Annotated in this window: 25 protein-coding genes; 14 read left to right on the top strand and 11 right to left on the bottom strand. The window is 38.0% G+C overall.

The annotated features are described in order from the left end of the window. The first annotated feature begins 108 nt into the window (after positions 1-108). A complete protein-coding gene (locus tag QE450_RS11845; protein ID WP_307299487.1) occupies positions 109-657 on the top strand; it encodes an RNA 2'-phosphotransferase in 549 nt (182 codons plus the stop codon). Between the two features lie 285 nt (positions 658-942). Here the strand turns inward: QE450_RS11845 and QE450_RS11840 are convergent, their stop codons facing one another. The 3 genes from QE450_RS11840 to hxlA form a co-directional block, all read right to left on the bottom strand. Next, complete coding sequence (locus QE450_RS11840) at positions 943-1,959, bottom strand: LLM class flavin-dependent oxidoreductase (protein WP_301263204.1); 1,017 nt, start codon at positions 1,957-1,959, stop codon at positions 943-945. A 169-nt stretch (positions 1,960-2,128) separates the two neighbouring features. Further along, positions 2,129-2,701, bottom strand: coding sequence for a 6-phospho-3-hexuloisomerase (gene hxlB / locus QE450_RS11835; RefSeq protein WP_273612982.1), 573 nt, complete (start codon positions 2,699-2,701; stop codon positions 2,129-2,131). 4 nt (positions 2,702-2,705) lie between these two features. Then, on the bottom strand, positions 2,706-3,338 hold the full coding sequence (gene hxlA / locus QE450_RS11830) for a 3-hexulose-6-phosphate synthase (RefSeq protein WP_273612981.1): 633 nt from the start codon (positions 3,336-3,338) through the stop codon (positions 2,706-2,708). A 266-nt stretch (positions 3,339-3,604) separates the two neighbouring features. Here hxlA and hxlR point away from each other — a divergent pair, with 266 nt between their 5' ends. The 3 genes from hxlR (at position 3,605) to QE450_RS11815 (ending at position 7,008) form a co-directional block, all read left to right on the top strand. Next, the gene (hxlR, locus tag QE450_RS11825; RefSeq protein ID WP_274172899.1) at positions 3,605-3,973 is read left to right on the top strand and encodes a transcriptional activator HxlR; all 369 of its coding nucleotides are present in this window, start codon (positions 3,605-3,607) and stop codon (positions 3,971-3,973) included. Positions 3,974-4,176: 203 nt separating this feature from the next. After that, on the top strand, positions 4,177-4,821 hold the full coding sequence (locus QE450_RS11820; protein WP_307299486.1) for an SDR family oxidoreductase: 645 nt from the start codon (positions 4,177-4,179) through the stop codon (positions 4,819-4,821). 183 nt (positions 4,822-5,004) lie between these two features. Next, on the top strand, positions 5,005-7,008 hold the full coding sequence (locus QE450_RS11815; protein ID WP_307299485.1) for a coiled-coil domain-containing protein: 2,004 nt from the start codon (positions 5,005-5,007) through the stop codon (positions 7,006-7,008). A gap of 98 nt (positions 7,009-7,106) precedes the next feature. Here the strand turns inward: QE450_RS11815 and QE450_RS11810 are convergent, their stop codons facing one another. The 3 genes from QE450_RS11810 to QE450_RS11800 all read right to left on the bottom strand — a co-directional run bounded on the left by QE450_RS11810 (position 7,107) and on the right by QE450_RS11800 (position 9,079). Next, the gene (locus tag QE450_RS11810) at positions 7,107-7,280 is read right to left on the bottom strand and encodes a DUF2188 domain-containing protein (RefSeq protein WP_273612978.1); all 174 of its coding nucleotides are present in this window, start codon (positions 7,278-7,280) and stop codon (positions 7,107-7,109) included. Between the two features lie 187 nt (positions 7,281-7,467). Next, complete coding sequence (gene msrA, locus QE450_RS11805) at positions 7,468-8,433, bottom strand: peptide-methionine (S)-S-oxide reductase MsrA (RefSeq protein ID WP_274172341.1); 966 nt, start codon at positions 8,431-8,433, stop codon at positions 7,468-7,470. 244 nt (positions 8,434-8,677) lie between these two features. Beyond that, complete coding sequence (locus tag QE450_RS11800) at positions 8,678-9,079, bottom strand: LysM peptidoglycan-binding domain-containing protein (RefSeq protein WP_273612976.1); 402 nt, start codon at positions 9,077-9,079, stop codon at positions 8,678-8,680. 336 nt (positions 9,080-9,415) lie between these two features. On the opposite strand from QE450_RS11800, the gene QE450_RS11795 reads away from it, so the two are divergent. The 3 genes from QE450_RS11795 (at position 9,416) to QE450_RS11785 (ending at position 11,273) form a co-directional block, all read left to right on the top strand. Beyond that, positions 9,416-10,378 (top strand): Gfo/Idh/MocA family protein, encoded by a 963-nt coding sequence (locus QE450_RS11795; protein WP_307299484.1) that lies wholly within the window; start codon positions 9,416-9,418, stop codon positions 10,376-10,378. A 37-nt stretch (positions 10,379-10,415) separates the two neighbouring features. Next, positions 10,416-10,790 (top strand): hypothetical protein, encoded by a 375-nt coding sequence (locus tag QE450_RS11790; RefSeq protein ID WP_273612974.1) that lies wholly within the window; start codon positions 10,416-10,418, stop codon positions 10,788-10,790. A 222-nt stretch (positions 10,791-11,012) separates the two neighbouring features. Beyond that, complete coding sequence (locus QE450_RS11785; protein WP_273612973.1) at positions 11,013-11,273, top strand: AbrB/MazE/SpoVT family DNA-binding domain-containing protein; 261 nt, start codon at positions 11,013-11,015, stop codon at positions 11,271-11,273. 97 nt (positions 11,274-11,370) lie between these two features. Here QE450_RS11785 and QE450_RS11780 read toward each other — a convergent pair whose 3' ends face one another. The 4 genes from QE450_RS11780 to QE450_RS11765 all read right to left on the bottom strand — a co-directional run bounded on the left by QE450_RS11780 (position 11,371) and on the right by QE450_RS11765 (position 17,013). Next, entirely contained in the window at positions 11,371-13,380 is a 2,010-nt protein-coding gene (locus tag QE450_RS11780) for a sucrose-specific PTS transporter subunit IIBC (protein ID WP_307299483.1), read from the bottom strand. Between the two features lie 2 nt (positions 13,381-13,382). Then, positions 13,383-14,873, bottom strand: a complete 1,491-nt coding sequence (locus QE450_RS11775) for a glycoside hydrolase family 32 protein (protein WP_307299482.1) — start codon at positions 14,871-14,873, stop codon at positions 13,383-13,385. Between the two features lie 104 nt (positions 14,874-14,977). Continuing rightward, positions 14,978-15,958 carry a LacI family DNA-binding transcriptional regulator gene (locus QE450_RS11770; RefSeq protein ID WP_307299481.1) on the bottom strand — a complete coding sequence of 327 codons (981 nt, stop codon included), beginning with the start codon at positions 15,956-15,958 and terminating at the stop codon, positions 14,978-14,980. Between the two features lie 230 nt (positions 15,959-16,188). Continuing rightward, the gene (locus QE450_RS11765; RefSeq protein WP_273612969.1) at positions 16,189-17,013 is read right to left on the bottom strand and encodes an AraC family transcriptional regulator; all 825 of its coding nucleotides are present in this window, start codon (positions 17,011-17,013) and stop codon (positions 16,189-16,191) included. Between the two features lie 293 nt (positions 17,014-17,306). On the opposite strand from QE450_RS11765, the gene QE450_RS11760 reads away from it, so the two are divergent. The 6 genes from QE450_RS11760 to QE450_RS11735 all read left to right on the top strand — a co-directional run bounded on the left by QE450_RS11760 (position 17,307) and on the right by QE450_RS11735 (position 22,530). After that, on the top strand, positions 17,307-18,386 hold the full coding sequence (locus tag QE450_RS11760; RefSeq protein WP_273612968.1) for a Gfo/Idh/MocA family protein: 1,080 nt from the start codon (positions 17,307-17,309) through the stop codon (positions 18,384-18,386). Between the two features lie 49 nt (positions 18,387-18,435). Continuing rightward, positions 18,436-19,203: a sugar phosphate isomerase/epimerase family protein gene (locus QE450_RS11755; protein ID WP_307299480.1), complete on the top strand. Its 768-nt coding sequence runs from the start codon at positions 18,436-18,438 to the stop codon at positions 19,201-19,203. Between the two features lie 234 nt (positions 19,204-19,437). After that, positions 19,438-20,406: a sugar phosphate isomerase/epimerase family protein gene (locus QE450_RS11750; protein WP_273612966.1), complete on the top strand. Its 969-nt coding sequence runs from the start codon at positions 19,438-19,440 to the stop codon at positions 20,404-20,406. Positions 20,407-20,426: 20 nt separating this feature from the next. Continuing rightward, the gene (locus QE450_RS11745; protein WP_273612965.1) at positions 20,427-21,158 is read left to right on the top strand and encodes a ThuA domain-containing protein; all 732 of its coding nucleotides are present in this window, start codon (positions 20,427-20,429) and stop codon (positions 21,156-21,158) included. 185 nt (positions 21,159-21,343) lie between these two features. After that, positions 21,344-22,033 (top strand): uracil-DNA glycosylase, encoded by a 690-nt coding sequence (locus tag QE450_RS11740; RefSeq protein ID WP_307299479.1) that lies wholly within the window; start codon positions 21,344-21,346, stop codon positions 22,031-22,033. A 179-nt stretch (positions 22,034-22,212) separates the two neighbouring features. Continuing rightward, complete coding sequence (locus QE450_RS11735) at positions 22,213-22,530, top strand: winged helix-turn-helix transcriptional regulator (protein ID WP_273612963.1); 318 nt, start codon at positions 22,213-22,215, stop codon at positions 22,528-22,530. A 112-nt stretch (positions 22,531-22,642) separates the two neighbouring features. On the opposite strand, the gene QE450_RS11730 is transcribed toward QE450_RS11735, so the two are convergent. After that, positions 22,643-23,365 (bottom strand): Crp/Fnr family transcriptional regulator, encoded by a 723-nt coding sequence (locus QE450_RS11730; protein ID WP_273612962.1) that lies wholly within the window; start codon positions 23,363-23,365, stop codon positions 22,643-22,645. Positions 23,366-23,696: 331 nt separating this feature from the next. On the opposite strand from QE450_RS11730, the gene adhE reads away from it, so the two are divergent. After that, complete coding sequence (gene adhE / locus QE450_RS11725) at positions 23,697-26,309, top strand: bifunctional acetaldehyde-CoA/alcohol dehydrogenase (protein ID WP_273612961.1); 2,613 nt, start codon at positions 23,697-23,699, stop codon at positions 26,307-26,309. Positions 26,310-26,863 lie beyond the last annotated feature (554 nt).

Below are 26,863 nucleotides of genomic sequence, written 5' to 3'. Positions count from 1 at the left end.
ACTATTTTTCTCTAAAATGCTTGTACAATTTTCTGTATGTACATAGTAACATTTAAAATTCAAAGTGAGTATACACTTACTCAAAATTCATACTAAAGGAGCTTGGCGATGTTAACATCCAAACAAGAAGTACAATTAAGTAAATATATGAGTCTGATTTTGCGTCATACGCCTGAAGAATATGGAATCCTCTTAGATGCTCGTGATGGTTCGTGTACATTGGAAGAGTTAGTCCATGTGTTACGTGAGCAAAAAGGATGGAGCGAGATTACAGAAGGTGATATTCGTCAGGTAGTCACACAATCTGACAAGCAACGCTTTGAAATCAATGAAGATCGTATCAAAGCTAGATATGGTCATAGTCATACTCAGGTGCAATATGAACAAGGTACACCGCCTGAAATCTTATATCATGGTACACATGAGAAAGCATTACCACTCATATTAGAGCAAGGGCTTCTGTCTATGAATCGCCAGTATGTGCATTTATCAGCGAGTACACATTTTGCCGAATTAGCAGGTAAGCGCAGAGGCAAATTAGTCCTTTTACAAGTCGATACTGTGCGCGCGATAGAAGCAGGGGTGACTTTTTATTTTGCAGGGCATGAAGTCTGGTTGTCCGATCATATTCCTGCTCATTGTTTAACACAGGTATAAAGATGCACCTATAATAGATATAGTCAGCATATAAACAAAGATATAACTCTTATCGATCATTGATACAACACATATGCATATGACACGCAAATTAAAGGGGAGCGATAATGAGTCGCTCCCTTGTTGGTTTATTTTTTTACTTTTAGCAAATACAGATCCATTATACAGATAAGTATTTAATTAGGAGTCTGACAGCTATCAATAACTTATCAATGTACTTTCAATAGATAAGATTACGGTCAAATTACATAGCATATCAGAGTACAATTGACGAACATCACTGATTTAAGCTTGAAGATCAAAAGTTTCTGCTAACAAACGATATGATTTTAAGCGAGCTTCGGTGTTATGAATAGCGGAGACCACAAGTAATTCATCTGTCTGATAGTCTTTAGCAAACTGTAGCATTTTTTCTTTAACCTGATCAGGTGTACCAACAACACGGAAGCGGCGTGTATCTTGAATATGTGCTTTTTCTGAATCGGTATAAGGGTATTGCGCTGCTGTTTTGGCAGATGGTAAATAAGGCATTGGATTGTTCTGACGTAGCATTAAGAAATACAGATCATTGCTGCGCATATGGTATTCTGCTTCTTCCTCTGTGTCTGCACAAGAAACAGTAATGGCTGCAAGTGATTTTGGAGTGTTAGACATCAGTGAAGGTTTGAAGTTCTCTTTATAATGAGCAACTGCATCTTCACCACCGGCTGTCCCGAAAAATTGAGCAAATGCATACGAAGCGCCTGTCATTGCAGCCAGATCAGCAGTTCCACCACTCGAACCGAGTAACCACAACTCAGGAGCTGTCTCGATACTAGGTTCAGCTATCAATCCGGGGAAACGGTGATCCGCAGGTAGAGCATCATTCATATACGCAATGAGATCAACAATTTGTTGTGGATAGCGATCAGATGCATGCATCGATGGAAGTTTACCTTCTTGAAGTGCGCGTGTAGCCAGTGGCATACCACCAGGTGCACGACCAACACCGAGATCGATACGGTTAGGATAAAGTGCTTCTAATAGACGGAAATTTTCTGCTACTTTGTAAGCACTATAGTGAGGTAGCATAATACCGCCTGAACCGACACGAATTCGTGACGTCAGCGCGGCTACATGAGCAATTAAGACTTCAGGGCTGGAATGAGCCAGACTTGGAGAAGCATGATGTTCTGACATCCAGAATCTGGAGAAGCCTAATCGATCTGCTTCTTGCGCTAATTTTAATGTATTGGCCAAAGCATCTTTGGCATCTTCGCCTTCGTTAATATGGGATTGATCCAGTACGCCTAGTTTCAACATATATAGTCACCTCTGTTTGGGATAAAATGTGATCATCGTAACTTTTCGATACTATGTTACTTTAATAGTGTAACCTAAATCATTCATCTTGTCCCATTACACACAAAAAATCCACAAAAGGAGGGGAATCCTTCTGTGGATATTGTATGCTATTTATTTAGAAAGTAATCTATTCTAAATTAGCATGATTAGTAAACATAGCTGCTGAATCTCCGCCACGATGTTCCATTAAGCGAAGCATCAATCCATCGAAAAATAATAATACAGTCTGTTCGAACAATGAACCCATCGGTTGAACAGTCTCATATTGATTGTGATCGGCTGGATCTTTAGGAGAACCCGGCAATTTGACAGTTAGAGCAGACTTCTGACCGATTGTTGATTCAGGAAAAATGGTAACCGCAGCAATAGTCACTTCCGCTTTTTGCGCTTTTTCAGCCATTAGGACAAGACCTTGTGTTTCTCCAGAACCGGAAGCGATGATTAACAAATCACCTTTTCCAGCACGCGGAGTAACTGTCTCACCGACAACATAAGCATCAAGACCCAATTGCATCAAGCGCATAGCGAACGCTTTTGCCATTAGACCGGAACGTCCAGCACCAGCTACAAAGATTTGACGTGCTGTCAAAATTTGTTGTACCAATGCTTCTGCTTCGACTTCAGGAATTGCTGCAAGTGTACGTTCTAATTCTTGAATAATACGATCAAAATGTGTAGAGATTCCTGCTTGGTTACTCATCAAATTAACCTTTAGTGATCAAGTCGCGAATTTGAGAAGCTACGCCAGCTTTATCGTCTTGACCAGTAATTCCGCCACCAACGATGATTAGATCAGGGTTAGCTTTGATTGCTTCTGGCAATGTTTCTAATTTGATACCACCCGCGATTGCTGTTTTAGAGTTTTTAACTACACTTTTGATAGTCGCCAAATCTTCAAACGGATTTTGACCTGCTGCTTGACCGTCATAACCTGTGTGTACACAGATATAGTCTACGCCTAGCTCGTCCAATTCTTTAGCACGAGTTGCGATATCTTTGACATTGATCATATCTACCAATACTTTGCTACCTTGTTTTTTAGCTTCGTCTACGCAACCTTTGATAGTTAGGTCATTACTTGCACCTAGAACAGTTACGATATCTGCACCAGCTTCAGAAGCTTTCATCACTTCATAACCACCAGCATCCATGATTTTAAGGTCAGCAAGTACTTTCAAGTTAGGGAAAGCATCTTTCATTGCTTTTACAGCATGAAGACCTTCGTTAATTACGATTGGTGTACCAATTTCTACGATATCGATAAAAGGTTCTACTTCTTTTACAAGTGCAATCCCATCAGGGATGTTAACCAAGTCTAATGCTAATTGAAGTTCCATAATATATAATTCCTCCTAGTTGTATGTTTCGTTCGGTATAATAACTCGTTCGATGATTACTATCATGCTACATAGCGTAGACAGCTATCATCGACGTATTGCTAGTATAAAGTAAAAGGTGCTCTTTATGTAAGTACGCACTTTTTATTTACATAGTGTCTAAAAGTATACTGTGAACCTTTTTTCAGTTATAATAAAGGTAACGTAAAAAGGTAAATCCGTATAAAAACAATCCTTTAGCATATGTTATTAGCCGAATTGGAGGAATCTCAATCATGCGTGAACGTATATTTAATTGTGAAAAAGAACTAACTTTATCTGTGATCGGTGGTAAATGGAAAATGTTGATTTTGTGGCATCTGGGTAAAAGCGGAACAAAACGGTTCGGTGAACTTAAAGCATTGATCCCCGGCATTACGCAACGGATGTTAGTCAGTCAATTACGTGAACTGGAAGAAGATCTTATTGTGCATCGTGAAGTCTATCCAGTCGTTCCACCCAAAGTGGAATATTCATTAACCGAAATGGGCGAAACTTTAATGCCTATTCTGGATGCGATGTATAACTGGGGCAAACACTATATGGATGTGGCTGAGATCAAGCCTGTCGAGATCAAACCAGCTTCTTGGAATTAAATTTATATCAAAAACATTTGGGCGAGCATGAATTCGTAGCTAATGACGATGAATGCTCGCTTTTTTGACGTATAGTCATTGTTTTTTCTAATCAGAAACCTAAAGATTCAAGTACAATTTGAACACAGACAGAATAAATAGTATGTAATTGGGGTATACATAGTAAAGACCGAATCTTTTTTTGCCTATAGGAGGACACTAAAATGAATATCGCAATTATTGGAGCTAATGGACAGATTGGTAAAATCTTAACTACTCAATTAGCAGCAAATCAACATAAAGTCAGTGCCGTTATCCGCAAACCGGAACAAGCGGAAGCATTAGAAAAAGTAGGTGCTCAAGCTGTACTTGCAGACTTGGAAGGATCAGTAGAAGATCTAACCAAAGTGCTTCAAGGAGCAGATGCTGTTGTTTTTGCAGCAGGTTCTGGTGGTAGCACAGGTGCAGACAAAACGTTATTGATTGATCTAGATGGAGCAGCCAAAAGTATGGAAGCTGCTGAGAAAGCAGGCATTTCACGCTTTGTGCTAGTGAGCGCATTATATGCAGAAGATCGTACACAATGGCCAGACGATATGAAAACTTATTATGTCGCTAAGCATTATGCGGATAAAATGCTAGAAGCCAGTTCACTTGATTATACAATTATCCGTCCGGGTGGATTGTTGAACGATAGTGGTACAGGTAAAGTGAAATTGGTTGAACATTTAGGAGAAAAAGGCAGTATCCCACGCGAAGATGTCGCTTCAGTGATCGCATCCATTTTAGATCAATCCAGTACGTATCGTCGTTCCTTCGACCTTGTGTCTGGTGATGATGCTATTGAAGAAGCGATTCAGTCTGTATAAACATTGATTGAATATGGAATAAGTATTGAAGCTATTTTATAAATGAATGAAAAAGAGGCACAGACGATGTATTAGTCTGTGCCTCTTTTGTATATTCTTCACATTTATAGTATTTTTGTCGATAAGAATAGTGATAAAAACTTATCAACTACATACATTACATAGTAGCAAGGAGTACGAATAATGAATGGATTTTTAGCAAACTACGGATGGATTATTATATTTTGGATTGTAGCAAGTATATTTTTTTTACCAGGTTTGATCATTATTTGCACAGGGATAATCAAGTTATATAAACAATCTAAATTTGTTTACATCCGCAAAATTAAAGTAATTATTGATGTTCAAAATAATAATCTTATGGAGGAAGTTGAAGAACTGTTAGAACACTCTAATCATATCTTAAAAAATAAAAGTGGAATTACTCAAAAAGATGCTTTATTAATATATAGTATATTAAAAGAAACACTCGATCAGTTAAAAGATATTGAAATTGAGATTAAGTTACCTTGGACATCATTCTTTTGGGATTCATTAGAACTGATAGAAGAATTAAAAAAATATTTGCAGAAACATAAAACGATTCAAGAACAAATTAATTTAGATCGTGTCAAAATAAATGAATTACTAGAAGCAGAGCAGTACACACAAGATTATTATACTCATTGGAAAGATTCCTTTAAGATACTAGAACAACATATTTACCATTTTACCACTGAAATAGGATCAAGTTTATCCAAGTGGTCTAGGCAACAAAAAGAAATTCAAGAGTTACTCAGCAAAAGTAAGCAATGGCAGTATTCAGATACTATTCAATCATTTCAACTTTTAAAAAAAGTAGAGCAAAAAGTGAATATATTGCAAAAACAGTATGAACAACTAAAAATATATTATCAATATGCTATTGAGTTTGAAGACAAAATAAAAGCAGTACGCCTTGAAATTCATAATTCTCTAGAGAAGCATAGCTTATTAACTGTTGAGATTGATCCCTATCAATGGATAAATAAAAGCATTAACACTTTAGAAGCCTTTCATTCTTCTATTCGTCAGGCTGATCTATTGCAAGCCCAATCCTTGTGGAATCAATTAGAAGACTCTATTGAGAAATCAATTGTTATTATTGAGAATAGAATAGCTCTGCAAGAAAAAGTTCGAGAACAGCATAGAAGAGCACATGAACGGTTGCAAGTATTAAAGAGTATTGAATTAGAATTATCTGTAACATGGGTTTCAGCTCGTCAAGATTGGAAATCTTCAGTCTGGAATCATACATTTAAAAATTTTGAGAAAGCATGTAGAGCCTTACAAACGATTGAATCAGATTTAGAGCATATTCAACAGTATCTTCATGAAGATATTCAAAAATATATAGAAGCTGAAAAACACCTTATACCATTAGATTCTAAATTAATCTATATCGAACAGGAATTACATGCTAGTCAGGAGCAATTGCAATTGTGGCAACAATTACAACAACAGCTTCCTGAAAAAGTAAAGCAAGCTGAGTATAAATTAAAATATAGTTATGCTAAAGCTGAACAAGAAGCGATCAAGTGGAATATGAACACAATGTTAGATGAGGAGTATCAATCTATACAGAAACAACACGATAAAGTGCATGATCTTTTCTCAGAATCCCCCCAAAATTTAAATCTATTGCAACAGCAATGTACAGCCTATATTGAATCTATTGAACAATGGGTTAGTACAATCAATACCTTAATAGATTACCGTGATGATGCTGTGCCCCTTAGGTTAAGATTAGAAAATGATTTTAAGCTTCACTATCGAACAGTAAAATGGTATCTACCCATGGGAGCAAGTGAACGTTATAAAAATTCTTTTAAAAAATTTATAAAAGATTATGAAGATTTAACAATGAATGGTCAGTACGAATCTGCATTTGCATCATTACAAAATATAAAAGGTATTATTGCAGAACTACAACTAGCTTATGATCAAATAACAGCGCAACAACAAGCACTAAAAAAAGCAAAAACAGAAGAACGTTATCGTACACGTCAATTACAAAATCAAAAGAATAATACTAAAGTAGTCAACCATTATCATACTCATACTTCTAAAGGGATTACTTTATTCGGGTCTAGTTCTTCTTCATCCAAATCCAAATCCAATATTGCATACAGAGATGATGACACTTGGGAAGATGACGATGATGAATAATATCTATATCGCTATATGTAATAAAATTTTCATAAATAAAGATATTAATGAAAAAACGATTGAACATTGTGTTCAATCGTTTTTTTATCATTAGATCATTATTTAGGATGATCTTTATCCCATTCTTCAGCTTTGGCAGTCGCAATCGCGATTGCTCGACCTTCTTCATAACCTTCATCTAGTAAAGCATTCGCGATTTCAATCGCTTTATGACGTACACGAGTATCTAAATTTTTCATAGATGGGGGATAATCTCCGTTAGTCCACGGCATCATAAACACTCCTTATCAGTAAAATAGAATAAAAGACAACGATCACTAATTATTCAACCATTTAAAAGGATGAATAAGAAGGATTCCATGTAGTTCATTTACCCGTCTATGCTTAGACGAAACGGTAGCCGGGCATAATAAAAGGCTCTCACCTTAGCGGTAAGAGCCTTTATTGATGAATCTAGTATTATGCTTCTTGGAACATTGCTTTGTACTCGCTGTATCCTTCAGCTTCTAGATCTTCTTTAGGAACAAAGCGTAGAGCAGCCGAGTTAATGCAATAACGCAATCCATTTGGACCCGGGCCATCATCGAACAAGTGACCTAGATGAGAGTCTGCTTCACGACTACGTACTTCAGTACGAACCATAAAGTGGCTCAAATCCATATTTTCTTTCACTTGATAATCTCGAATTGGACGGGTAAAGCTTGGCCATCCGCAACCGGAATCATATTTGTCGAGTGAGCTGAATAAAGGCTCGCCAGAAACGATATCGACATAGATACCTTCACCATGATGATCCCAGAACTCATTTTTGAAAGCAGGTTCTGTACCATTTTTTTGAGTAACATGGTATTGGATTTCGGATAGTTTGTTTTTTAGATCACTTTTATCAAGTTTGGTAGACCAGTGTTCGTTGATAAAAGCGTCCCGACCAGAACCTTTACGATAGCGTTTGTAATGTCCTGTATTTTTTTTGTGATAATCTTGGTGATATTCTTCTGCTTCATAAAAAGTCTGAGCAGGCTCGATCGGTGTTACGATCGGTTTGTCAAAGCGTCCGCTAGCAGCTACTTCTTGTTTGGAGATTTCTGCTAACTCGCGTTGCTCATCTGTATGATAATAGATCGTTGTACGGTAAGAAGAACCACGATCGTAGAACTGTCCACCTGCATCAGTAGGATCTATTTGTTGCCAGTATAATTCTAGCAATTTAGTATAAGGAAAGATTTCTGGATCATATACGATTTGTACAGCTTCTGCATGTCCTGTTGTTTCGGTACATACTTCTTTGTACGTCGGATTCTCTGTATGTCCACCTGTATATCCGGAGCGAATACTGATGATGCCTGGTAGTTCTTCAAAAGGGGATACCATGCACCAGAAACATCCGCCTGCAAAAGTAGCCTTTTCATATTGTGAGTTGCTCATTTATCGTTCACTCCATTTCTTTGAATAAATAATTAAAATTTAAAGAATACATAATATATCTTACACTATATAAAACCCAAAAAAACAGGGTATTCAAACATTAGATACGTATAAACTGTTCATTTGGATGACATTTATTTATAAATAAAGGGACAAAAACCGCTGACATGTTGGCATGTGAGCGGTCTATAATCATATTTTGGTTTTTATAAGATATCCGGTTGGCCGATCAGATGGATCAATCTTATTTTTGTGGAATAGTCAATTGGTATCCAGCAGGTAAAAGATTGTTAGCAGCAATCAATTCATCTACAGTTACACCGTATTGAGCAGCGATTTCAGTCAAGCTAGCACCTTGTGGAACAATAACAGTTGTTGCATTTTTAGTTGGTGTTACTGCTGGAGTTGTTGGTTCAGTTGGTGTTTCTTTAGCTGTTCCAAACATAGCTTCTACTTGTTGAGATACTGCTGTTTGGTAAGCTAGGTTATCTGCACGTTGTTCTGCTTTGTCTTTTGCTTTTTGGTGATTACTTGTATCAGCAGCAGCCGATACTTGGCTTGCTCCCATAGGTGCAACAAGAGCAACAGCTCCCAGGCTAGTAGCTAAAGCAGTAGACAATAAGACTTTTTTAAATGTTGTGTTCATGATATTTTCTCCTCTGTAATTACATAATTTTTTATAACTTACTTTCATTTAGTAACTTTATGATATAAATATACCACCATGATTCGACAATTGCAATAGATGATGTATATTTTTTTGATGTTATTTTTAAAATATTTCTTCTGTCATGTTGTATACTCTTATTATAAGCTTTGCGATTAAATTCACATGAGTTATAGCTTAAAACCATATGAAATTTCAAAATAAATACAAAAAAAGATAAAATTTAAAAATCGCTTTTATCTTTTTGATATTGCTTCTATAGTAGAAGTAGTGCTGAGATAGATACATATACTTGTGATCGAAGGAGATTAGATGATGACAGAACACGAGAATAAACATATAAAACGCAAACGGATCGCTTTGATCGGAATAGGGGATATTGCTCGTAAAGTGTATTTGCCATTGCTGATCAATCGTGTAGATATAGAAGTCGTAGGAATTATCAGTCATTCAGAGCAGACTGTGCGCCAGACGATGGATACATTTCGACTGACAAAAGGAAGTACTGACATTGAAGATATTCAAAAGTGGGAACTGGATGCGGTATTTGTACATAGCCCAACTTCGACGCATTATGATATTGTAATGAAATGTCTGCAATATGGATTGCCTGTATATGTGGATAAACCGTTATCTTATAATATAGAAGAAGCACGCCAGATGACCTCAACAGCAGAGCAAAAAGATTTGTTGCTTGCGGTTGGATTTAATCGTCGTTTTGCTCCATTATATATGAATGCTTATGCCTGGCTAGCTGAAGCAGGCGGGTTTGAATTGTGCGAAGTGGTCAAACATCGTACTCGTTTACAAAGTGTACCTGCTAAAGAAACGGTATATGATGATCTGATCCACATGTTGGATTTATTAATGTGGTTGGGTAATGACACGTATACGGTTATGGCTCATCAGCTTCGTCAGCAAGGAAATGGCAACGGTCCGATGCTTCACGCTTCTGGCATGTTGTCGTTAGGTAATGGACGATACGGAAGCTATACGATGGCTCGCAGTGCAGGGATAGATATGGAAAGATTGATTTTGCATGGTGGCGGACGTTCTGCCGAAGTGATGAATATGGATAGTGCTTATTTATATGAAAAAGATATGTTACCTCAACAGCAACAATTTGGTAGCTGGGAGACAATATGGGAACGGCGCGGATTTATGGGAGTGGTTGATCATTTTCTAGATCGTTTATCAACGCCTGAACAATGCAGTATACGCGCAGATCTGGTATTGGAATCACATATTTTAGCAGATCGATTAACGTCTGATTTATAAACAACAGAAATAGTTCACCTCGAAAGGATGCAATATGATGGATGATTATGATTACGACAACCTAACAAGCAAAGAGCAACAGAAATTAAGAGAAGAGCAGATTGTACAAAGCTATCGTCAAGATGAAGATATGATGATTCTGGTATTTGCTCAGTGGTGTGTAAATCGTGGATTTGATGCTAAAGAATTGTACCAGACCGCTTATCCAGATCAGGTAGATAATCCACGTCTACAACAAGGCATTAATTTGACAGTGCCCAAAGAAGAAGCAGGCGATATTCCTGATGACACATTATTCGGTGTATTGTCGATGTATGGAAATGAAGATCTTGCTCTGGTTATTAGCGAAGCGATAGATACAAGAGCAGCTACAGAGCGTCGATTGGCTTCACAAGAAGGCGAAGAAGAGTAGAATAACCATGTATACAAAGCTTTTGTTATTTCCTGAAAATTAAAGGAAATGACAGAAGCTTTTATTTATTTTTGCAAATTTGAAAATTTTAACTTGGCATATTACACTGAATATGATTTAATAATAACTATTACGATTTGAAAAAAATGTAGAAAATTGTAGAATGATATATAATAGTGTCATATAGGGGTTATACTAGTATATAATTGGAGGAGAAATAACATGATGAAAGCAACTGGTATTGTAAGAAAAGTAGACGAATTAGGACGGGTCGTTATTCCAATCGAATTGCGCCGTGTAATGAATATTGATGTAAAAGATGGTTTAGAGATTTTTGTCGATAGTGATCGTATTATTTTGAAAAAATATGAGCCTTCTTGCATTTTCACAGGCGATTCAGAAGACCTTATCTATTTTAAAGGTAAAATGATTAGCCGTAGTGCTATTGAAGAATTGATGGAAGCTTACCGCACGCAACGTTAAGACTCAATATTCACTGTAACACAGTCATAATAAATGATAAAAACCTGAGGCGATACACCAACATAACGTTGGTTCGCCTCAGGTTTCTTTTTGATAGTTAGGATGAGATGGTGTAAGTCACTTGCATAATAGAATGTTCATTTGCTTGAACTTGCTGAGGTTCAGCAGGTTGAATCAGCTGAATATGTTCGATACCATCGGGCACAATAACAGGTGTGATGACAGAGAGATTAGAAGATTGGATCATAGCGATATCAAATTCAATCAACAATTGCCCTGCTTGAATAGAATCACCTGATTTCACATGTAAAGTAAATGCTTGTCCTTTCAAAGACACTGTATCCAATCCAATATGAATTAATAATTGTACACCACTAGCATGTTCGACAATAATAGCATGTTTACTTTTATCCATCACATGCGCCACCGTTCCATCGAAAGGCGCATATAATTTACCTTCGTTCGGTTCAATCGCTATACCTTCACCCATATGCTTACCGGCAAAAGCAGGATCAGGCACATGTTCTAACGGAACCAGTGTTCCACTAATCGGAGCTATAATATTCAATACAGCGGTATCAGTTGGAACGTCACTAATTACATTAGAGCTAGCAGAAGCAGAAATTGTATTATTGATAGCAGATGAGCTTGATTCAATAGAAGAAGTGGATGGTTCTGTATAATCAATAGAATCAGCAACAACGGAATCTGTTGCAGTAATCACTACTTTATCTTTGTATCCGAACAACCATGTGAGTGTAAATGCGATCGCAATCGCTACTACGTTACATAAGATATACAGTGGAAGTTGACTGTTCAAGTAAAGCAAAGTTCCTGGAATAACGGTAATCGCCATTCCTGATCCTGCTAAATGGAACAAAGAAGCCATAAAACCACCAATACCGCCACCGATTAATCCCATAATAAATGGCTTCATATAACGTAAGTTGACTCCAAAAATAGCCGGCTCAGTAATCCCTAGAAAAGCAGATAAAGAAGAAGGAAGTGCCAATGCTTTGAGCTTATTGTCTTTGGTTTTGAGACCTACCGCTAGACATGCGCCACCTTGAGCTGCCATCGCACAGGTGATAATAGCATTAAATGGATTGACACCTGTTCGTTCTAACAATTGAATTTCTAAAAAGTTGAAAATATGATGAACACCAGTTACCACAATAATTTGATGCAAAGAACCGATCAATAGCCCTGCAATTCCATAAGGCATATCCAATACATAAATGGTCGCATTCAATACAACAGATTCCAGTGAGTGGAAAATAGGGCCAATTGCAAATAGTCCAAGCGTAATCATAATCAATAACGTTAAAAATGGTGTTAAAATCAGATCAATCGCTTCAGGAATCCGCTTACGCAATGCTTTTTCTAACTTTGCTCCAATCAGACCAATAACAAATGCTGGCAATACAGAACCCTGATAACCGACAACAGGAATAAAGCCGAACAATGTTAACGGATGCGCAGATCCATCGGCCACAGAATAAGCATTAGGGAGCGCAGGATTGACTAACATCAGACCAAGTACAATCCCTAATACTGGACTTCCGCCAAACACACGGAAAGCAGACCATGCTACAAGTGCTGGTAAAAAAGCAAAGGCTGTATCGGTTAACACTTGCGTAAATAACAAAAAGTTAGCTGAGATATGATCAGGTGTCATACCGAAAAGAGCCAGAATTTGAGGTTGTGTTAACAATCCTCGTAATCCCATAAATAAACCTGTAGCTACAAGAACAGGAATAATAGGAACAAAGACATCACCAAATGTACGAATTGAGCGTTGAAAAAAGTTCCCTGCATTTTTACTCTGACTTTTGATATCGTCTTTGGAAGTACTTTCTACGCCTAAGTTTTCAACTTCTTCAAATATACGATTTACTGTACCGGTACCAAATATAATCTGGTACTGACCTGAATTGAAAAAAGCACCTTTTACTTTATCTATGTTTTCGGTACGTTCTTGATCGATAAGCTCTTTGTTATGTACCATAATCCGCAAGCGAGTAGCACAATGAGCAAATGAGGCGATATTGTCTTTACCTCCGACAGCTTCGATTACCTGTTGAGCAATTTTTTGATTTTCAGACATGATTATTGTTCCTCCTTAGCTAACAAATCCCATTGTGTAACATCAAAGCATGCGCTTCCATCTTCTGCAAATAACGATATTCCTGTGCTATCAGGTTGAGGGAAGATACGAGCTGTTAATACTTTACGACCATCATTAGCGAAAATTTCAATCGAAGATGTATCTACAAATAGATGCAGTGTTAGTGTGCCTTCATCTAGAGATAAGCTACAACTTCGTGTTGTTCCATATTCAAGCGCTAGAGGTTGACCGGATAATGAGCGATCTAGAGTTAATTTCTCAAGTTCCGGTTGATAATACAGAACGGTTTTTTCATTGTTGCCTACGCGTAACTCTATGCCTATTCGGGTAGCTTGAATATCACTGATCTGAACAAGCATTTCATAATGTACGCCTTGCATAGAAGATAGCAGATGGTGTTGATTATCGACTGTATGATTAACATAATAACGTTGTCCACGTAGCTGAGTAAGCTCTTGAACAGGACGTTGTCGTAGTTCCCCTTGTTCGATCGTTAATTCACGTGGCAATGTGAGACAGTGCGCCCATCCTTGATGATCTGTAGGATAATCAATCTCTGGCATACCTAGCCAACCAACTAACAATCTACGTCCATCCGGTGCAAGTGTCGTCTGTGGAGCATAGAAATCGAATCCATGATCTAACTCGCAAAAGTCTCCATGATCAAATTCACATGTATTCAGATCCAAAGGAGTGCCAATCATATAACCGGACTGATAAATATTTTGAAATGAATCTGCAAACGGTTCTATTCCTTGCGGTGAAAATAACAATATTCCTTGTTGGTTGAGTTCAAAGTAATCCGGGCACTCCCACATATAACCGAATGAAGGTAGGGATGTCTGTAATTCTCCTTGAAATGTCCATGTCTGTAGATCAGGCGAACGATACATAACCGTACACCCGGTATGATTGATTCGTTGAGCGCCAATGACACAGTAGTAATATTCTCCATCTTGCCAGACTTTCGGATCACGAAAATGATCACTATATCCATCAGGTACACGCTCAATCACAGGGGGTAGCTTTGAGATATGACCCTGTGTGTTCATCACAGCCATACATTGAAATGGATAACGCTTCCAATCCTTGTTACGCGTATTACCTGTATACATCAGATATAACAGATTGCCTTTTTCTATAGCGCTTCCAGAATAAGCTCCATGAGAATCATATATAGTATCAGGAGCAATCCCGATCCCTTGGTTACGCCAATGAACCAGATCAGTAGAAGAAGTGTGATACCAGTATTTGATACCATGTTGTGTTCCTAATGGAAACCATTGATAGAAAAGATGATATTCTCCGTTAAAAAAGCAAAATCCATTCGGATCATTAAGTAGTCCAGCTTCAGGTTGAATATGAAAAGTCTGACGCCACGGGCTTTGATCGGCTAATACCTTCAGTGCTTCCCATTCTCCAACATCAGCTTGATCTAAGGTGCGATATAACTGTGTTCGACTCATTTTCATAAATTATTCTCCATCGCTATTGATATATTCTTTCTACGGAACCGGTTCCAATTTGAATTAAAAAAATACACCGGAACCGGTTCCAATGTATTATAAGTCGGTATTTAACGATTGTCAACGCTTTCTCGGACAATAAGTTCGCAAGTTGAAATCGTTGTTTTTTGAACAGAATCTCCATGAATCATCTGAATAAGGTTGGTAGCGGCTAACTGCCCGGCTTCTTTGTAGTGAAATTTGACTGTTGTCAAAGCAGGATGCATAATCTCTGTAATATCATAGTCACCGAACCCTGTGATCGATAAAGTAGTCGGAATATCAATCTGTCTGGAGAGGGCTGCTTTGAATACACCGATCGCTATATTATCAGTAGCAGCGACAACAATAGAAGGGTTCCATTGATCTAGAAGATCATTAGCAGCGATGACTGCTTGATCCATTCGAAAGCCTGATTCATAGTAACGGATATCATAATCAGTCGTGTGTTCAAAAGCTTGCTGGAATCCTAGTTTACGCTGGATACCTACTGCATCATCTTGTTCAGTCACCCCTAGATAAGCGATCTGGCGATGCCCTTTGGATAATACATATTTGCCTAACATATAACCAGCCTGACGATCATCATGAATAACACTATGTAACAGCGCGTCATCTTGACCAATAAGTACAACAGGGATATTGCATTTCGCAATAGCCTGGCGATGTTCATCTGTAATTTTGGTTGCCATAAACAGCAATCCCGAAATCTTTTGACGGGAAAATTCATAGATCGCTTCGATCTCACGAGCTGTTTCTTGATTAGCATTAGCAAGTAACATCTGGTACTGTTCTTGGCGCAAAGTATCATCAATACCTATTAACATTTGAGATACAGCAAAGGAATCGAGTCGCGGTACAATAATCCCGATAATACTTGTTTTTTTGGCTTTTAAGCTGCGAGCAAATGTATTAGGGACATAGTTATATTGTTTAATAATGAGTTCGATTTTTTCTCTTGTTTCGTCACTGACCGAGCCGCCATTCAGATAGCGTGATACTGTACTTTTGGCAACACCGGCAGCTTGAGCAATATCGATAATCGTTTTCATAGCTGTAAGCTCCTTATAAAGATCCAAAATATTGAGATAGCTCATAAAAAAATGATAGAACAAGCGCTGAACTGATTTATCAAGCAATGAAATGCTCTATCAAGTGATGAAATAATCTATAATGTGTATTCTGTTTATTATACATGAAAAAAGAGAGGTTCTTTAGATCAAAGAATCTCTCTACCTAATAGATGATCCGTCCGTAAAATCTTGGCGTAACTGTTACCTATTTAAGTGATATGTTCACGCTTTGAGATCCGAAATTCTTTGGGTGACATGCCAAAGCGAGAACGGAATACCCGGTGAAAATACGTATAATTTGCAAACCCAGAAGATTCAGCAACTTCTTCCAGTGGCATTGGACTAAATACGATTCGCTCTTGTGCCATATTCAGCCGAACATCAAGGGCATATTGCATAATCGTTGTATCAAATGCTTCTTTGAACAAATGAACAGCCCGCGAAACACTAATTCCTACATACATTGCTACATCATCTAATTTGAACGCAGTAGACGCATTTTCCTCAATATAATTTTTGATTTGATATGCAAGATAGGTTTTTGGACCACTGCTAGGCTGTTCGGATAAATAACGATCGATCGATAAGCACAGAATTTTCATATAATAAGACAAAATCTCAGGATAAGGATCATCAATTCGTCTTTTTTCCATTGAAATCTGACGTAATAAATCAACGATATTATCACTAAGCGGAATTTTTATTTTAGCAGGTCGCTCTGTACGCTTCCACCATTTGTCTGCCCATTCACCACCGAAAAAGATATGATAGTCGCCGCTTTCTACCATAGGTAAGCCTGCCGCATTAGGCGTATAATCAATTTTTAACTCATACGGTTCATCAGGTGCATACAGATGTAGATCACCTACTTCGACTTCATCCATACCTCCTTTGTAACGGAGCAAACAGTTTCCTTCGGTTTGAAAACGGAATAAGTAACTTTTGACACCTTCGGGCTCATTCATATAAAAAGGTTTTCGATGAAACGAATAACCTGCGGTGTAAACTTTACAAATTTCTCCACTTAATTCCATTAAAAATCCTCTTTTCAGCAACAAATTTAAAATTTGACCAAATAGTTCATGTTTTAATCATATTATTCATTTTAATTGAAACCAAATAGTAATACTATTGTAACGAGCTTATAAAACATCAAGATTACATCATCAACAAAAAAGGACAATGGTATGTATAAGTCCATCATACATAAAGGGTTTATCATAGCATTGCTAGATTGTCGTTATGCAGGGCAATCCTAGATATACTTATCACCAGAGGAAAAGCTTTTCTGCACCTAGAAAAACAGATGCCCAAAGGAGGATCACCTGTGGAACGAATGAAAGCTGGCTTAATCGGATGCGGTAACATCAGTGAGATCTATTTAGAAAATTTACAATCAAGTCCAGTTGTTGAAGTGGTAGCATGCGCAGATATGGTGATTGAGAAGGCTCAAGCAAGAGCTTCACAATTTAACATTGCAAACGCATTCACTCCGGAGGAATTATTTCAACAGGAAGATATTGAATTAATTATCAACCTGACGATTCCTGCGGCACATGCTTCTGTCAATCTGGCGGCACTAGCAGCAGGCAAACATGTCTATGCTGAAAAGCCATTTGCAGTATCGCTAGAAGATGGTCAACGTACACTGTTACGAGCCAAAGAAGTAGGTCGCCGCGTAGGCAGTGCACCGGATACATTTCTCGGCTCAGGCATAGAAACAGCGCGCAAAGCGATCGACGATGGATTGATCGGTCGACCGATTGCAGCTTCTGCTTTTATGATGAGTGGTGGGCCTGAATCATGGCATCCTGATCCTGAATTTTTCTATGCGCCAGGTGGAGGACCAATGTTCGATATGGGGCCTTACTATTTGACAGCATTAACAAGCTTGTTAGGATCGATGACTAGAATTAGCTCATCAGCCGGTATACAGATTCCTGATCGTCATGTTCATAGTGGTCCCAAAGAAGGTACGCCATTACGTGTACAGACACCTACACATCTGGCAGGAACGATCGATTTCGAAAACAGTGCAATCGTTACCATGATCACCAGTTTTGATATTAAAGGAGGCTCTCAACTGCCTCGGATGGAAATCTACGGTACAGAAGGTACATTAGATATTCCAGATCCTAACTTTTTTGATGGTGATGTTCGCTTGAGACGTGCAGGTTCAGAAGAGTTTGAGATTGTGCCTCCTGTATTTGAAGGAACTCGTAATGAACGTGGTAAAGGTCTGAACGAAATGGTAACAGCGATTCGTAACAATCAACCTCACCGCGCAAGTGGTGAACTAGCATACCATGTACTTGAAGCGATGCATGCATTCCAACGTTCTTCATTAGAAGGCAAGCATGTGATTATCAAAAGTCGTGCAGGCTACAGACAAGGTAACAGCTATTAAATATCATCATCCTATACAACTATCATAAATTGTGGGAGTGAATGGAGCAATGGTTAAAGTTGGACTGCAATTATACACAGTACGAGACGATTTAGAAAAAGATTTTGAAGGTACAATTGCTAAAGTTGCATCGCTCGGATATCAAGGTGTTGAATTTGCCGGATTTTACGGACGTACTGCTAGTCAAATTAACGAATTACTCAAAAAACACAACCTTGAAGTTGTGGGTTCTCATACCCAATATACAGAATTATTACAAGATGCACAGTCTTTAATCGATTATAACAAAGAAATTGGCAATCGTTATATTATTGTACCATTCTTGTCTGAAGAGCACCGTAGTAACTGGCCAGAAGTTTTTGCTAATCTACGTAAGCTTGGAGAACTGTGCAATCAAAACGATGTAGTGTTGTTATATCACAACCATGAATTTGAATTTACTGAAAAATTAGGGGAACATACTGTATTTGATGCGATGTATACTGAAGTGCCTGCATCACTATTGCAAGTTGAATTAGATAGTTGTTGGGTACAGTATGGTGGATATGATCCTATTGAATATATTCAAAAATACGCTGGACGCTTACCGATTGTTCACTGGAAAGATTTCAAACGCACGGATAAAGGTGCACAAACGGTTGAACTTGGTGAAGGTGAAGTGCCTGTTGCAGCGATAGCCGATGCTACTGAAAAAGCAGGAGCAGAGTGGTTAGTCGTAGAGCAAGATTCATGCCTACAACCGCCTTTGCAAAGTATCGAGCAAAGCATCAACTGGGTGAAATCATACGGTGCTAAAGGTGGAAAAGTAAGCGTGTAATCTAACTCTTACTGTTCAATCCTAATAATTGTACTAAAATGGATATAAATCGCAATTTAGGTGAACTTTATGACATGTTTCGACGTATTATTTAATAATAGAGCATTTACACTATTCTCAACTGTCTGATAGGACAAATACAGAACTCACCGTTCGCTCTATTGATTAGATTCAAGTGATAAGTTCACCAGATTGCATTCATAAAATTAACGAATGAAGCTGGAGGATGGACAAATGAAATTAGGCGTATTTATGGTATTGCTCAACAATATGAGCTTTGAAGAAGCATTGGATTATGTAGCTGAAAAAGGCGTTAAAATGGTAGAGCTTGGTTCTGGCGGTAATCCAGGTAATGTTCACTGTAAGCCTGACGAATTACTTGCAGATGAAGGTAAGCTTAGAGCATTCAAGCAAGCGATCGATTCTCGTGGTTTAACGATTAGTGCATTAAGCTGTCATGGTAACCCTTTGCATCCGCAAAAAGCGATTGCCAAAGAATCCCATGAAGACTTTATCAAATCCGTTCAACTGGCACAGAAGTTAGATGTAGCGGTTGTAAATACATTCTCCGGTTGTCCGGGTGATAGTGATGATGCGAAATACCCGAACTGGCCTGTAGCACCGTGGCCGAATGATTTCCAGGATCTTATGAAATGGCAATGGGAAGAAAAAGTCATTCCATACTGGACAGAGAATGGTAAATTCGCTGCTGATCATAATGTAAAAGTTGGTTTGGAACTGCATGGTGGTTTCTCTGTGCATACTCCAGGTACACTATTACGCTTGCGTGAAGCTGCTGGTGAAGTGATCGGAGCGAACCTTGATCCGAGTCATATGTGGTGGCAAGGGATTGATCCGGTACAAGCGATTAAAATTTTAGGGAAAAATAATGCAATTCATCACTTTCATGCTAAAGATACGCTCGTAGATACCGATAATGTTAATATGCACGGTGTAACAGATATGCAAGACTACACCAAAATGCAAGATCGTGCATGGCAGTTCCGTACAGTAGGCTTTGGTCATGATAACAAAACATGGGCTGATATTATCAGCACATTACGTCTAGTTGGATACGATTATGTTGTAAGTATAGAGCACGAAGATGGTCTAATGTCAGTAAATGAAGGTTTCACAAAAGCTGTCCATAACTTGAAGCAGGTTTTGATTGAGGAAGAACTTGGTGAGATGTGGTGGGTCTAATATAGAGGAGGAAGTTTTTTATGATTAATGTAACGGTCTGGAATGAGTTTGTACATGAGAAAATCCGTGATGATGTCAAAGCAGTATATCCTGATGGGATTCATACTGTTCTGGCGGATGGGCTATCGAAGGAAGGCTTTGCCTGCCGTACAGCTACACTCGATCAGCCGGAACATGGTTTGACAGAGTCTGTGTTGAATTCTACCGATGTGATGTTATGGTGGGGACATACAGCTCACGAATTAGTAGATGATGATATTGCAGAAGCGGTAGCAAGAAGAGTCAATGAAGGTATGGGATTAATCGTTCTTCATTCAGGGCATTTCTCCAAACCATTTAAACAATTAATGGGAACCAGTTGTGATCTAAAATGGCGTGTAGCCGATGAGCAAGAAATTCTATGGTGTGTGAATCCTACGCATCCTATCGCTCAAGGTGTTAACCCTTCAATCACATTGGATAAAGAAGAAATGTATGGTGAATTTTTCGATATTCCTGCTCCTGATGAATTGGTATACTTGAGCAACTTTGAAGGCGGAGAAGTATTCCGTAGCGGTTGTACGTATCGTCGTGGACATGGTAAAGTGTTTTACTTCCGTCCAGGTCATGAGACGTATCCAACGTATTACAATCAGGATATTATGCACATTATCTCTAACGCTGTACGCTGGGCGTATCCTGCAATAAATACACGTCCTGAATTCGGTCGCACAGAACCTACACGTGCACTTGGTAGTAAAGTAATGGCGTAACAGCTATACCAAACAAACTGAGTTCCAGACAGTATTAATCATAGAAAATAAATCTTTCAAAAGTGCGCGTGTATGGTTAATAGCCTACAGGCGTACTTTTTTTGGGATTTTATCCAGCAAGATCGCTATTATACACTGATGAAAGCACTCTACCATGTAGATTAGTGATAGAAAGGAGTGCATGGATGTCTAAAGCACAAAGAGAATCACAGATTGGCAATGTTCCATTATCGCCAACACGAATTAGCGAATGTTTGGAGCGAGTAGCCGGACATCGGTTAGAAGGATTTTTAGGTGGTTATGGTAAATTTCCGGGTGGATTGATGATGGTAGGGGAAGCACCGGGAGCAAATGAGGTTGAAAAAGGGATTCCTTTTTGTGGACAAGCAGGTAAAGTGTTAGATGGTTACTTTGATGCCTTGAATATCACAAGAAATGATCTATATATTACAAGTACTGTACGTAGTCGTCCATATAAAGACAAAATGATTCAAGGTAAACATACAGCCGAACGATCAAGTCGATCGAATCGTACGCCGACTTCGTATGAAGTATTTGCGTTTGCACCTATTTTGGATACTGAGATTGAAACGGTACAACCGCAAATTATTATTACGCTTGGCAATATTGCTTTACAACGATTACTAGGCAAAGGATACCAAGTCTCTCAGGTTCATGGTCAAGCACGGCGCAGTCATATTCAACAAGTCGATGCCGATCATATGGATCAGGGATATCATTGGTCAGAACAGGAATACTGGATTTTTCCTATGTATCATCCTGCGGCAGTATTGTATAATAGATCATTGACAACTATTATTGTAGAAGATCTGGTCATTTTGCGAGAATTGATCGATTTAACGCTACAATCATAATATAATGTTGAAAGATTGAGCATTAATCTGTAATTATGTAATGTTTTCGTTCTCTTTTCAGGTAAAATATGCTAAAATATATGTACTAACTAATCGTAAGTTAACATCGTAATATGATGAAATACGAGCTTATGACTATCCGATCCCGTGTTTCGGAACAATTGAAGAGGTGAGAGAACATGGAGCAACACCAGTTGGGATTATGTCCCCGTTTTGAGACCGCGTTTTCATTTTTAGGAAAAAGATGGAACGGTCTAATTATTCAATCATTAATGAGTGGTCCTAAACGTTTTAAAGATATTTCTAATCTGATTCCGATGATGAGCGACAAAATGCTATCTGAACGAATGAAAGATCTAGAAAGCAGTGGAATTCTGATTCGTCAGGTATATCCAGAGACTCCTGTTCGAATCGAATATGAGTTAACAGACAAAGGTCGTGCACTTAAGCCGGTTATGGAGCAGATTCAGAACTGGGCAGAGCATTGGGTAGAATAGTACGCTATGAATGAATCAAAAAAAGCTTTCCGCTATGAGTAACACACGGAAAGCTTTTTTGGTATCTTTAGTTGTCTAAACAGGTAAGTGTATAGAAGATACTGAATATTCATTAGATTCTGCATATTTCTTTAGGGCATAATTCACAGTGACATACTTCTTGTAAAGCTTCAAGATCATGGATAATGATCATACCGTGTTCATATTCGATACTTTCTTTTTTACGTAGATCGCTAAGCATCCGGTTTACACTTTCACGAGTAGCACCAATCATATTCGATAAGTCTGTATGCGTGATTTTTTTGTTAATCAAAATAGAACCTTGATCATTGTAATCTTCACCATACGTATTGCTTAAACGAATCAATGTAGAGCAGAGTGCACCTGGTTTACCATATAACATCAAGTCGCGCACTTTAGTCTGAGTCAGACGGTGATGCGTTCCCATCCATTTCATAAAGTCGATTGCAAAGTCGCAATACTGACAGATCATTAATTCTAATTCTTTATGTTCGATCACAGCAACTTCTGTATCTTCTATTGCTTCTGCTGTAAATCCAAGGCGTGTACCAGAGAATGGGTCAGCTTGACCGATCATATCTCCTGCTTGATACATATATAGAATCAATTCTTTACCTTCATCGGTTGATTTCGTTAATTTAACGCGTCCACTTTTAAGGAAATATAATTTATCGGATAAATCGCCTTCCCAGAATAAATGAGATCCTGCTGCGATACTACGTTCTGTAGAATGGTTAAGTAATCGTTCCTGATTAATTTCCGAAAAGCATGCTGTATTATGACGTGGTTGAGTTTCTTCTAAAGACTTGTTCATTATTATTCGCCCCTTTATTTCAATTATACGTGAAATTAATCATAATGCATAACATTTTAGGAAAAAAATTGGAAATTAAATGATTAGTTAAATTCTACATTATATAGTAATAATGATGACTTACAAATGAAGAAAAGCTTCTTCGTACTTTGTGATTAATTTCACTATTATCATACATCTTTTTATATTAAAATGCAAAAGGAAAAAATGAAATAGAATAAATTTAAAAAATAAAAATTGATTGTGAAAAATATCACATTATGATTTATGTCTCTATGCTATGATCAGTGCGTAGACAAAAGCAATACACATTCTGAGGAGGATGAGAGAAATGGCTGTAAAAAATGATGCTAGTCGCAACGTGGAATTGAGTGCACAGGAAGAAATTCAAAAATTAATTGATAAAGCTAACAAAGCGCACGCTGCATTTATGAATATGAATCAAGAACAAATTGATAACATCGTACAAGCAATGGCGTTAGCTGGTCTGGATCAACATATGTATCTTGCTAAACTGGCTGTTGAAGAAACAGGTAGAGGTGTATATGAAGATAAAATTATCAAAAACATGTTTGCTACTGAATATATATACCACAGCATCAAAAATGATAAAACAGTCGGTGTTATTGAAGACAATGATTATGAAAGCTTCCAAAAAATCGCTGAACCTGTCGGAATCATTATGGGGATTACACCTGTAACGAATCCAACATCAACAACGATGTTCAAATCATTAATTTCAATTAAAACACGTAACCCTATCATTTTCGGCTTCCATCCATCTGCACAGAATTGTAGTAAAGAAGCAGCTCGCATTTTGCTTGAAGCAGCTGTAAAACATGGTGCACCTGCAGATTGTATCCAGTGGATTGATGCGCCTTCAATGGACAAAACAAACGCTTTGATGAACCATCCTGATGTAGCCATGATCTTAGCTACTGGTGGTGGCGCAATGGTTAAAGCAGCATATAGCTGTGGTAAACCTGCACTTGGCGTAGGTCCTGGTAACGTTCCTGCTTTTATCGAGAAAAGTGCTGATCTACAACAAGCTGTTAATGACTTAATTCTTTCCAAATCGTTTGATAATGGTATGATCTGTGCTTCTGAACAGGCTGTAGTTATTGAAGAACCTGTCTATGAAAAAGTGAAAAAATTAATGATCGATAACGGTTGCTACTTTGTAACAAAAGAAGAAGCAGGCAAATTAACAAACGGTGCAATGAATACAGATAAATGTGCAGTGAATCCTTCTATTGTAGGACAATCTGCTGTAAAAATTGCTGAACTTTGTGGAATTACTGTTCCAGCAGACACCAAAATATTGGTTGCTGAACTGGAAGGTGTCGGTACGAAATTCCCATTATCTGCTGAAAAATTAAGCCCTGTGTTGGCTTGCTATAGAGTTAAAAATGCGGATCAAGGGATTGAACGTGCTGCACAAATCGTAGAATTTGGCGGTATGGGTCACTCTTCAGCTATCCATTCTAATAATGATGAAGTTATTCAAAAATTCGCTAACCGTCTACAAACTGGACGTATTATCGTGAACTCTCCTTCTACACACGGAGCTATCGGTGACCTTTACAACACTAACTTACCATCTCTAACACTAGGCTGTGGATCTTATGGTCGTAACTCTACTTCTTCTAATGTAAGTGCAGTGAATCTGATTAATGTGAAAAGGGTGGCTCGTCGTACTGTGAATATGCAATGGTTCAAAATACCTTCTAAAGTTTATTTTGAAAAAGGTGCAACTCAATACCTTGCTAAAATGCCTGATATTAGCCGTGTTGTGATCGTAACAGATGCGATGATGGTACAACTTGGTTATGTAGAAAAAGTACAACATTACTTGCGTCAACGTCAGACTCCAGTAGTTGTTGAAGTGTTCTCTGATGTAGAACCAGATCCATCTACAGCTACAGTTGAACGTGGTCGTCAAATGATGGAACGTTTCCAACCTGACTGCATTATCGCTCTTGGTGGTGGATCACCTATGGATGCTGCTAAAGGCATGTGGATGTTCTACGAATACCCTGATACTGAATTTGATAACTTAAAACAAAAATTCATGGATATCCGCAAACGGATTTACAAATACCCACATTTGGGACAAAAAGCACAATTCGTAGCTATTCCTACAACTTCGGGTACAGGTTCTGAAGTAACATCGTTCGCAGTTATTACAGATAAAGAAAAAGGTAACACTAAATATCCTTTGGCTGATTATGAGTTAACACCAGACGTAGCGATTATCGATCCTGAATTTGTATACTCTTTACCTCGCGTAGCTGTAGCTGATACAGGTATGGACGTATTGACTCATGCGATTGAAGCTTATGTATCTGTAATGGCAAGTGACTTTACCGATGGACTAGCAATCAAAGCGATTCAACTGGTATTCCAATATCTAGAACAGTCTGCTCTAACAGGCGACAAACTGGCTCGTGAAAAAATGCATAATGCTTCTACGATTGCAGGTATGGCATTTGCGAATGCATTCTTAGGTATTAACCATAGCTTGGCACACAAATGGGGTGGACAATACCATACAGCACATGGTCGTACCAATGCGATCTTGTTGCCACACGTTATCCGCTACAATGCGAAAAAACCAACTAAATTCGCATCGTTCCCTAAATATTCTCACTTTATCGCTCACGAACGTTATGCTGAAATTGCACGCATCCTAGGATTGCCAGCACGTACAACTGAAGAGGGCGTAAACAGCTTGATCAATGCTATCCGTGACTTGAACCGTAAATTAGGTATTCCAGAAACATTTGAAGCTTTGGGCTTTGATGCAAAAGACTTTGAATCTCGTGTCGATTACCTTGCTGACCGTGCATTTGAAGATCAATGTACAACAGCGAATCCTAAATTACCTTTAGTGACTGAACTAGCTGATGTATACCGTAACGCATTCTACGGTAGATTTGAATAAGTATACTTTTGAAATAGTAATCATGTAGATTGAAAAAAGGATCACTCCACAAATGCTTTTATAGCAGAGTCGTTGGAGATGATCCTTTTTTTCTTCTTATTTAAATGGTATCTCTAAAAATAGGCTCTCAAGATATGCTATTGAAAATAAAAAATAAAGCAAATATGGAAATTCACCTCATAACAAAAGAACGATCTCCTAGTTTGCGATATGAGCAGAACTAATGAGAGTCGTTCTTTTATTCGTAGAGAGGAGTGATGCAATGTCCAACATTATTCTATAGTGCGTAGATAGAATAATACAGAAATAGTGTGATATATTTCGTTGTTAGAAGTCGTATATTCCGGTATTATGCTACAGTTATTTGTTGCAAAATCTTATGTATATTTTTGTATTAGTAGATTGATATTACTGTGTTTACAGCATAATTAGTTGCTTGCTTATGCTGTAAAAGGATTTCTGAATATCTGTAATAGTTATTTTTAAAAACTGTTATAGATACAGAATGTGATAAAAATCATAATAAAAATGCGATTTTGTGATAAATGTCACAT

It is taken from the genome of Paenibacillus sp. SORGH_AS_0306, assembly GCF_030819345.1.
Taxonomy (GTDB): Bacteria; Bacillota; Bacilli; order Paenibacillales; family Paenibacillaceae; genus Saccharibacillus; species Saccharibacillus kyungheensis.
The sequence above is the reverse complement of the archived record's forward strand: the minus strand, read 5'-3'. Positions and strand labels throughout refer to the sequence as shown.

Excerpts from the sequence above, each read along its gene's own strand:
- QE450_RS11795 (WP_307299484.1), top strand. The coding sequence starts at position 9,416 with ATGACAGAACACGAGAATAAACATATAAAACGCAAACGGATCGCTTTG.
- adhE (WP_273612961.1), top strand. The coding sequence starts at position 23,697 with ATGGCTGTAAAAAATGATGCTAGTCGCAACGTGGAATTGAGTGCACAG.
- hxlB (WP_273612982.1), bottom strand. The coding sequence starts at position 2,701 with ATGAGTAACCAAGCAGGAATCTCTACACATTTTGATCGTATTATTCAA.
- QE450_RS11770 (WP_307299481.1), bottom strand. The coding sequence starts at position 15,958 with ATGAAAACGATTATCGATATTGCTCAAGCTGCCGGTGTTGCCAAAAGT.
- QE450_RS11745 (WP_273612965.1), top strand. The coding sequence starts at position 20,427 with ATGATTAATGTAACGGTCTGGAATGAGTTTGTACATGAGAAAATCCGT.
- hxlA (WP_273612981.1), bottom strand. The coding sequence starts at position 3,338 with ATGGAACTTCAATTAGCATTAGACTTGGTTAACATCCCTGATGGGATT.
- QE450_RS11800 (WP_273612976.1), bottom strand. The coding sequence starts at position 9,079 with ATGAACACAACATTTAAAAAAGTCTTATTGTCTACTGCTTTAGCTACT.
- QE450_RS11815 (WP_307299485.1), top strand. The coding sequence starts at position 5,005 with ATGAATGGATTTTTAGCAAACTACGGATGGATTATTATATTTTGGATT.
- QE450_RS11780 (WP_307299483.1), bottom strand. The coding sequence starts at position 13,380 with ATGTCTGAAAATCAAAAAATTGCTCAACAGGTAATCGAAGCTGTCGGA.
- QE450_RS11765 (WP_273612969.1), bottom strand. The coding sequence starts at position 17,013 with ATGGAATTAAGTGGAGAAATTTGTAAAGTTTACACCGCAGGTTATTCG.
- QE450_RS11750 (WP_273612966.1), top strand. The coding sequence starts at position 19,438 with ATGAAATTAGGCGTATTTATGGTATTGCTCAACAATATGAGCTTTGAA.
- QE450_RS11730 (WP_273612962.1), bottom strand. The coding sequence starts at position 23,365 with ATGAACAAGTCTTTAGAAGAAACTCAACCACGTCATAATACAGCATGC.
- QE450_RS11840 (WP_301263204.1), bottom strand. The coding sequence starts at position 1,959 with ATGTTGAAACTAGGCGTACTGGATCAATCCCATATTAACGAAGGCGAA.
- QE450_RS11735 (WP_273612963.1), top strand. The coding sequence starts at position 22,213 with ATGGAGCAACACCAGTTGGGATTATGTCCCCGTTTTGAGACCGCGTTT.
- QE450_RS11775 (WP_307299482.1), bottom strand. The coding sequence starts at position 14,873 with ATGAAAATGAGTCGAACACAGTTATATCGCACCTTAGATCAAGCTGAT.
- msrA (WP_274172341.1), bottom strand. The coding sequence starts at position 8,433 with ATGAGCAACTCACAATATGAAAAGGCTACTTTTGCAGGCGGATGTTTC.
- QE450_RS11845 (WP_307299487.1), top strand. The coding sequence starts at position 109 with ATGTTAACATCCAAACAAGAAGTACAATTAAGTAAATATATGAGTCTG.
- QE450_RS11810 (WP_273612978.1), bottom strand. The coding sequence starts at position 7,280 with ATGCCGTGGACTAACGGAGATTATCCCCCATCTATGAAAAATTTAGAT.
- QE450_RS11790 (WP_273612974.1), top strand. The coding sequence starts at position 10,416 with ATGGATGATTATGATTACGACAACCTAACAAGCAAAGAGCAACAGAAA.
- QE450_RS11755 (WP_307299480.1), top strand. The coding sequence starts at position 18,436 with ATGGTTAAAGTTGGACTGCAATTATACACAGTACGAGACGATTTAGAA.
- QE450_RS11740 (WP_307299479.1), top strand. The coding sequence starts at position 21,344 with ATGTCTAAAGCACAAAGAGAATCACAGATTGGCAATGTTCCATTATCG.
- QE450_RS11785 (WP_273612973.1), top strand. The coding sequence starts at position 11,013 with ATGATGAAAGCAACTGGTATTGTAAGAAAAGTAGACGAATTAGGACGG.
- QE450_RS11820 (WP_307299486.1), top strand. The coding sequence starts at position 4,177 with ATGAATATCGCAATTATTGGAGCTAATGGACAGATTGGTAAAATCTTA.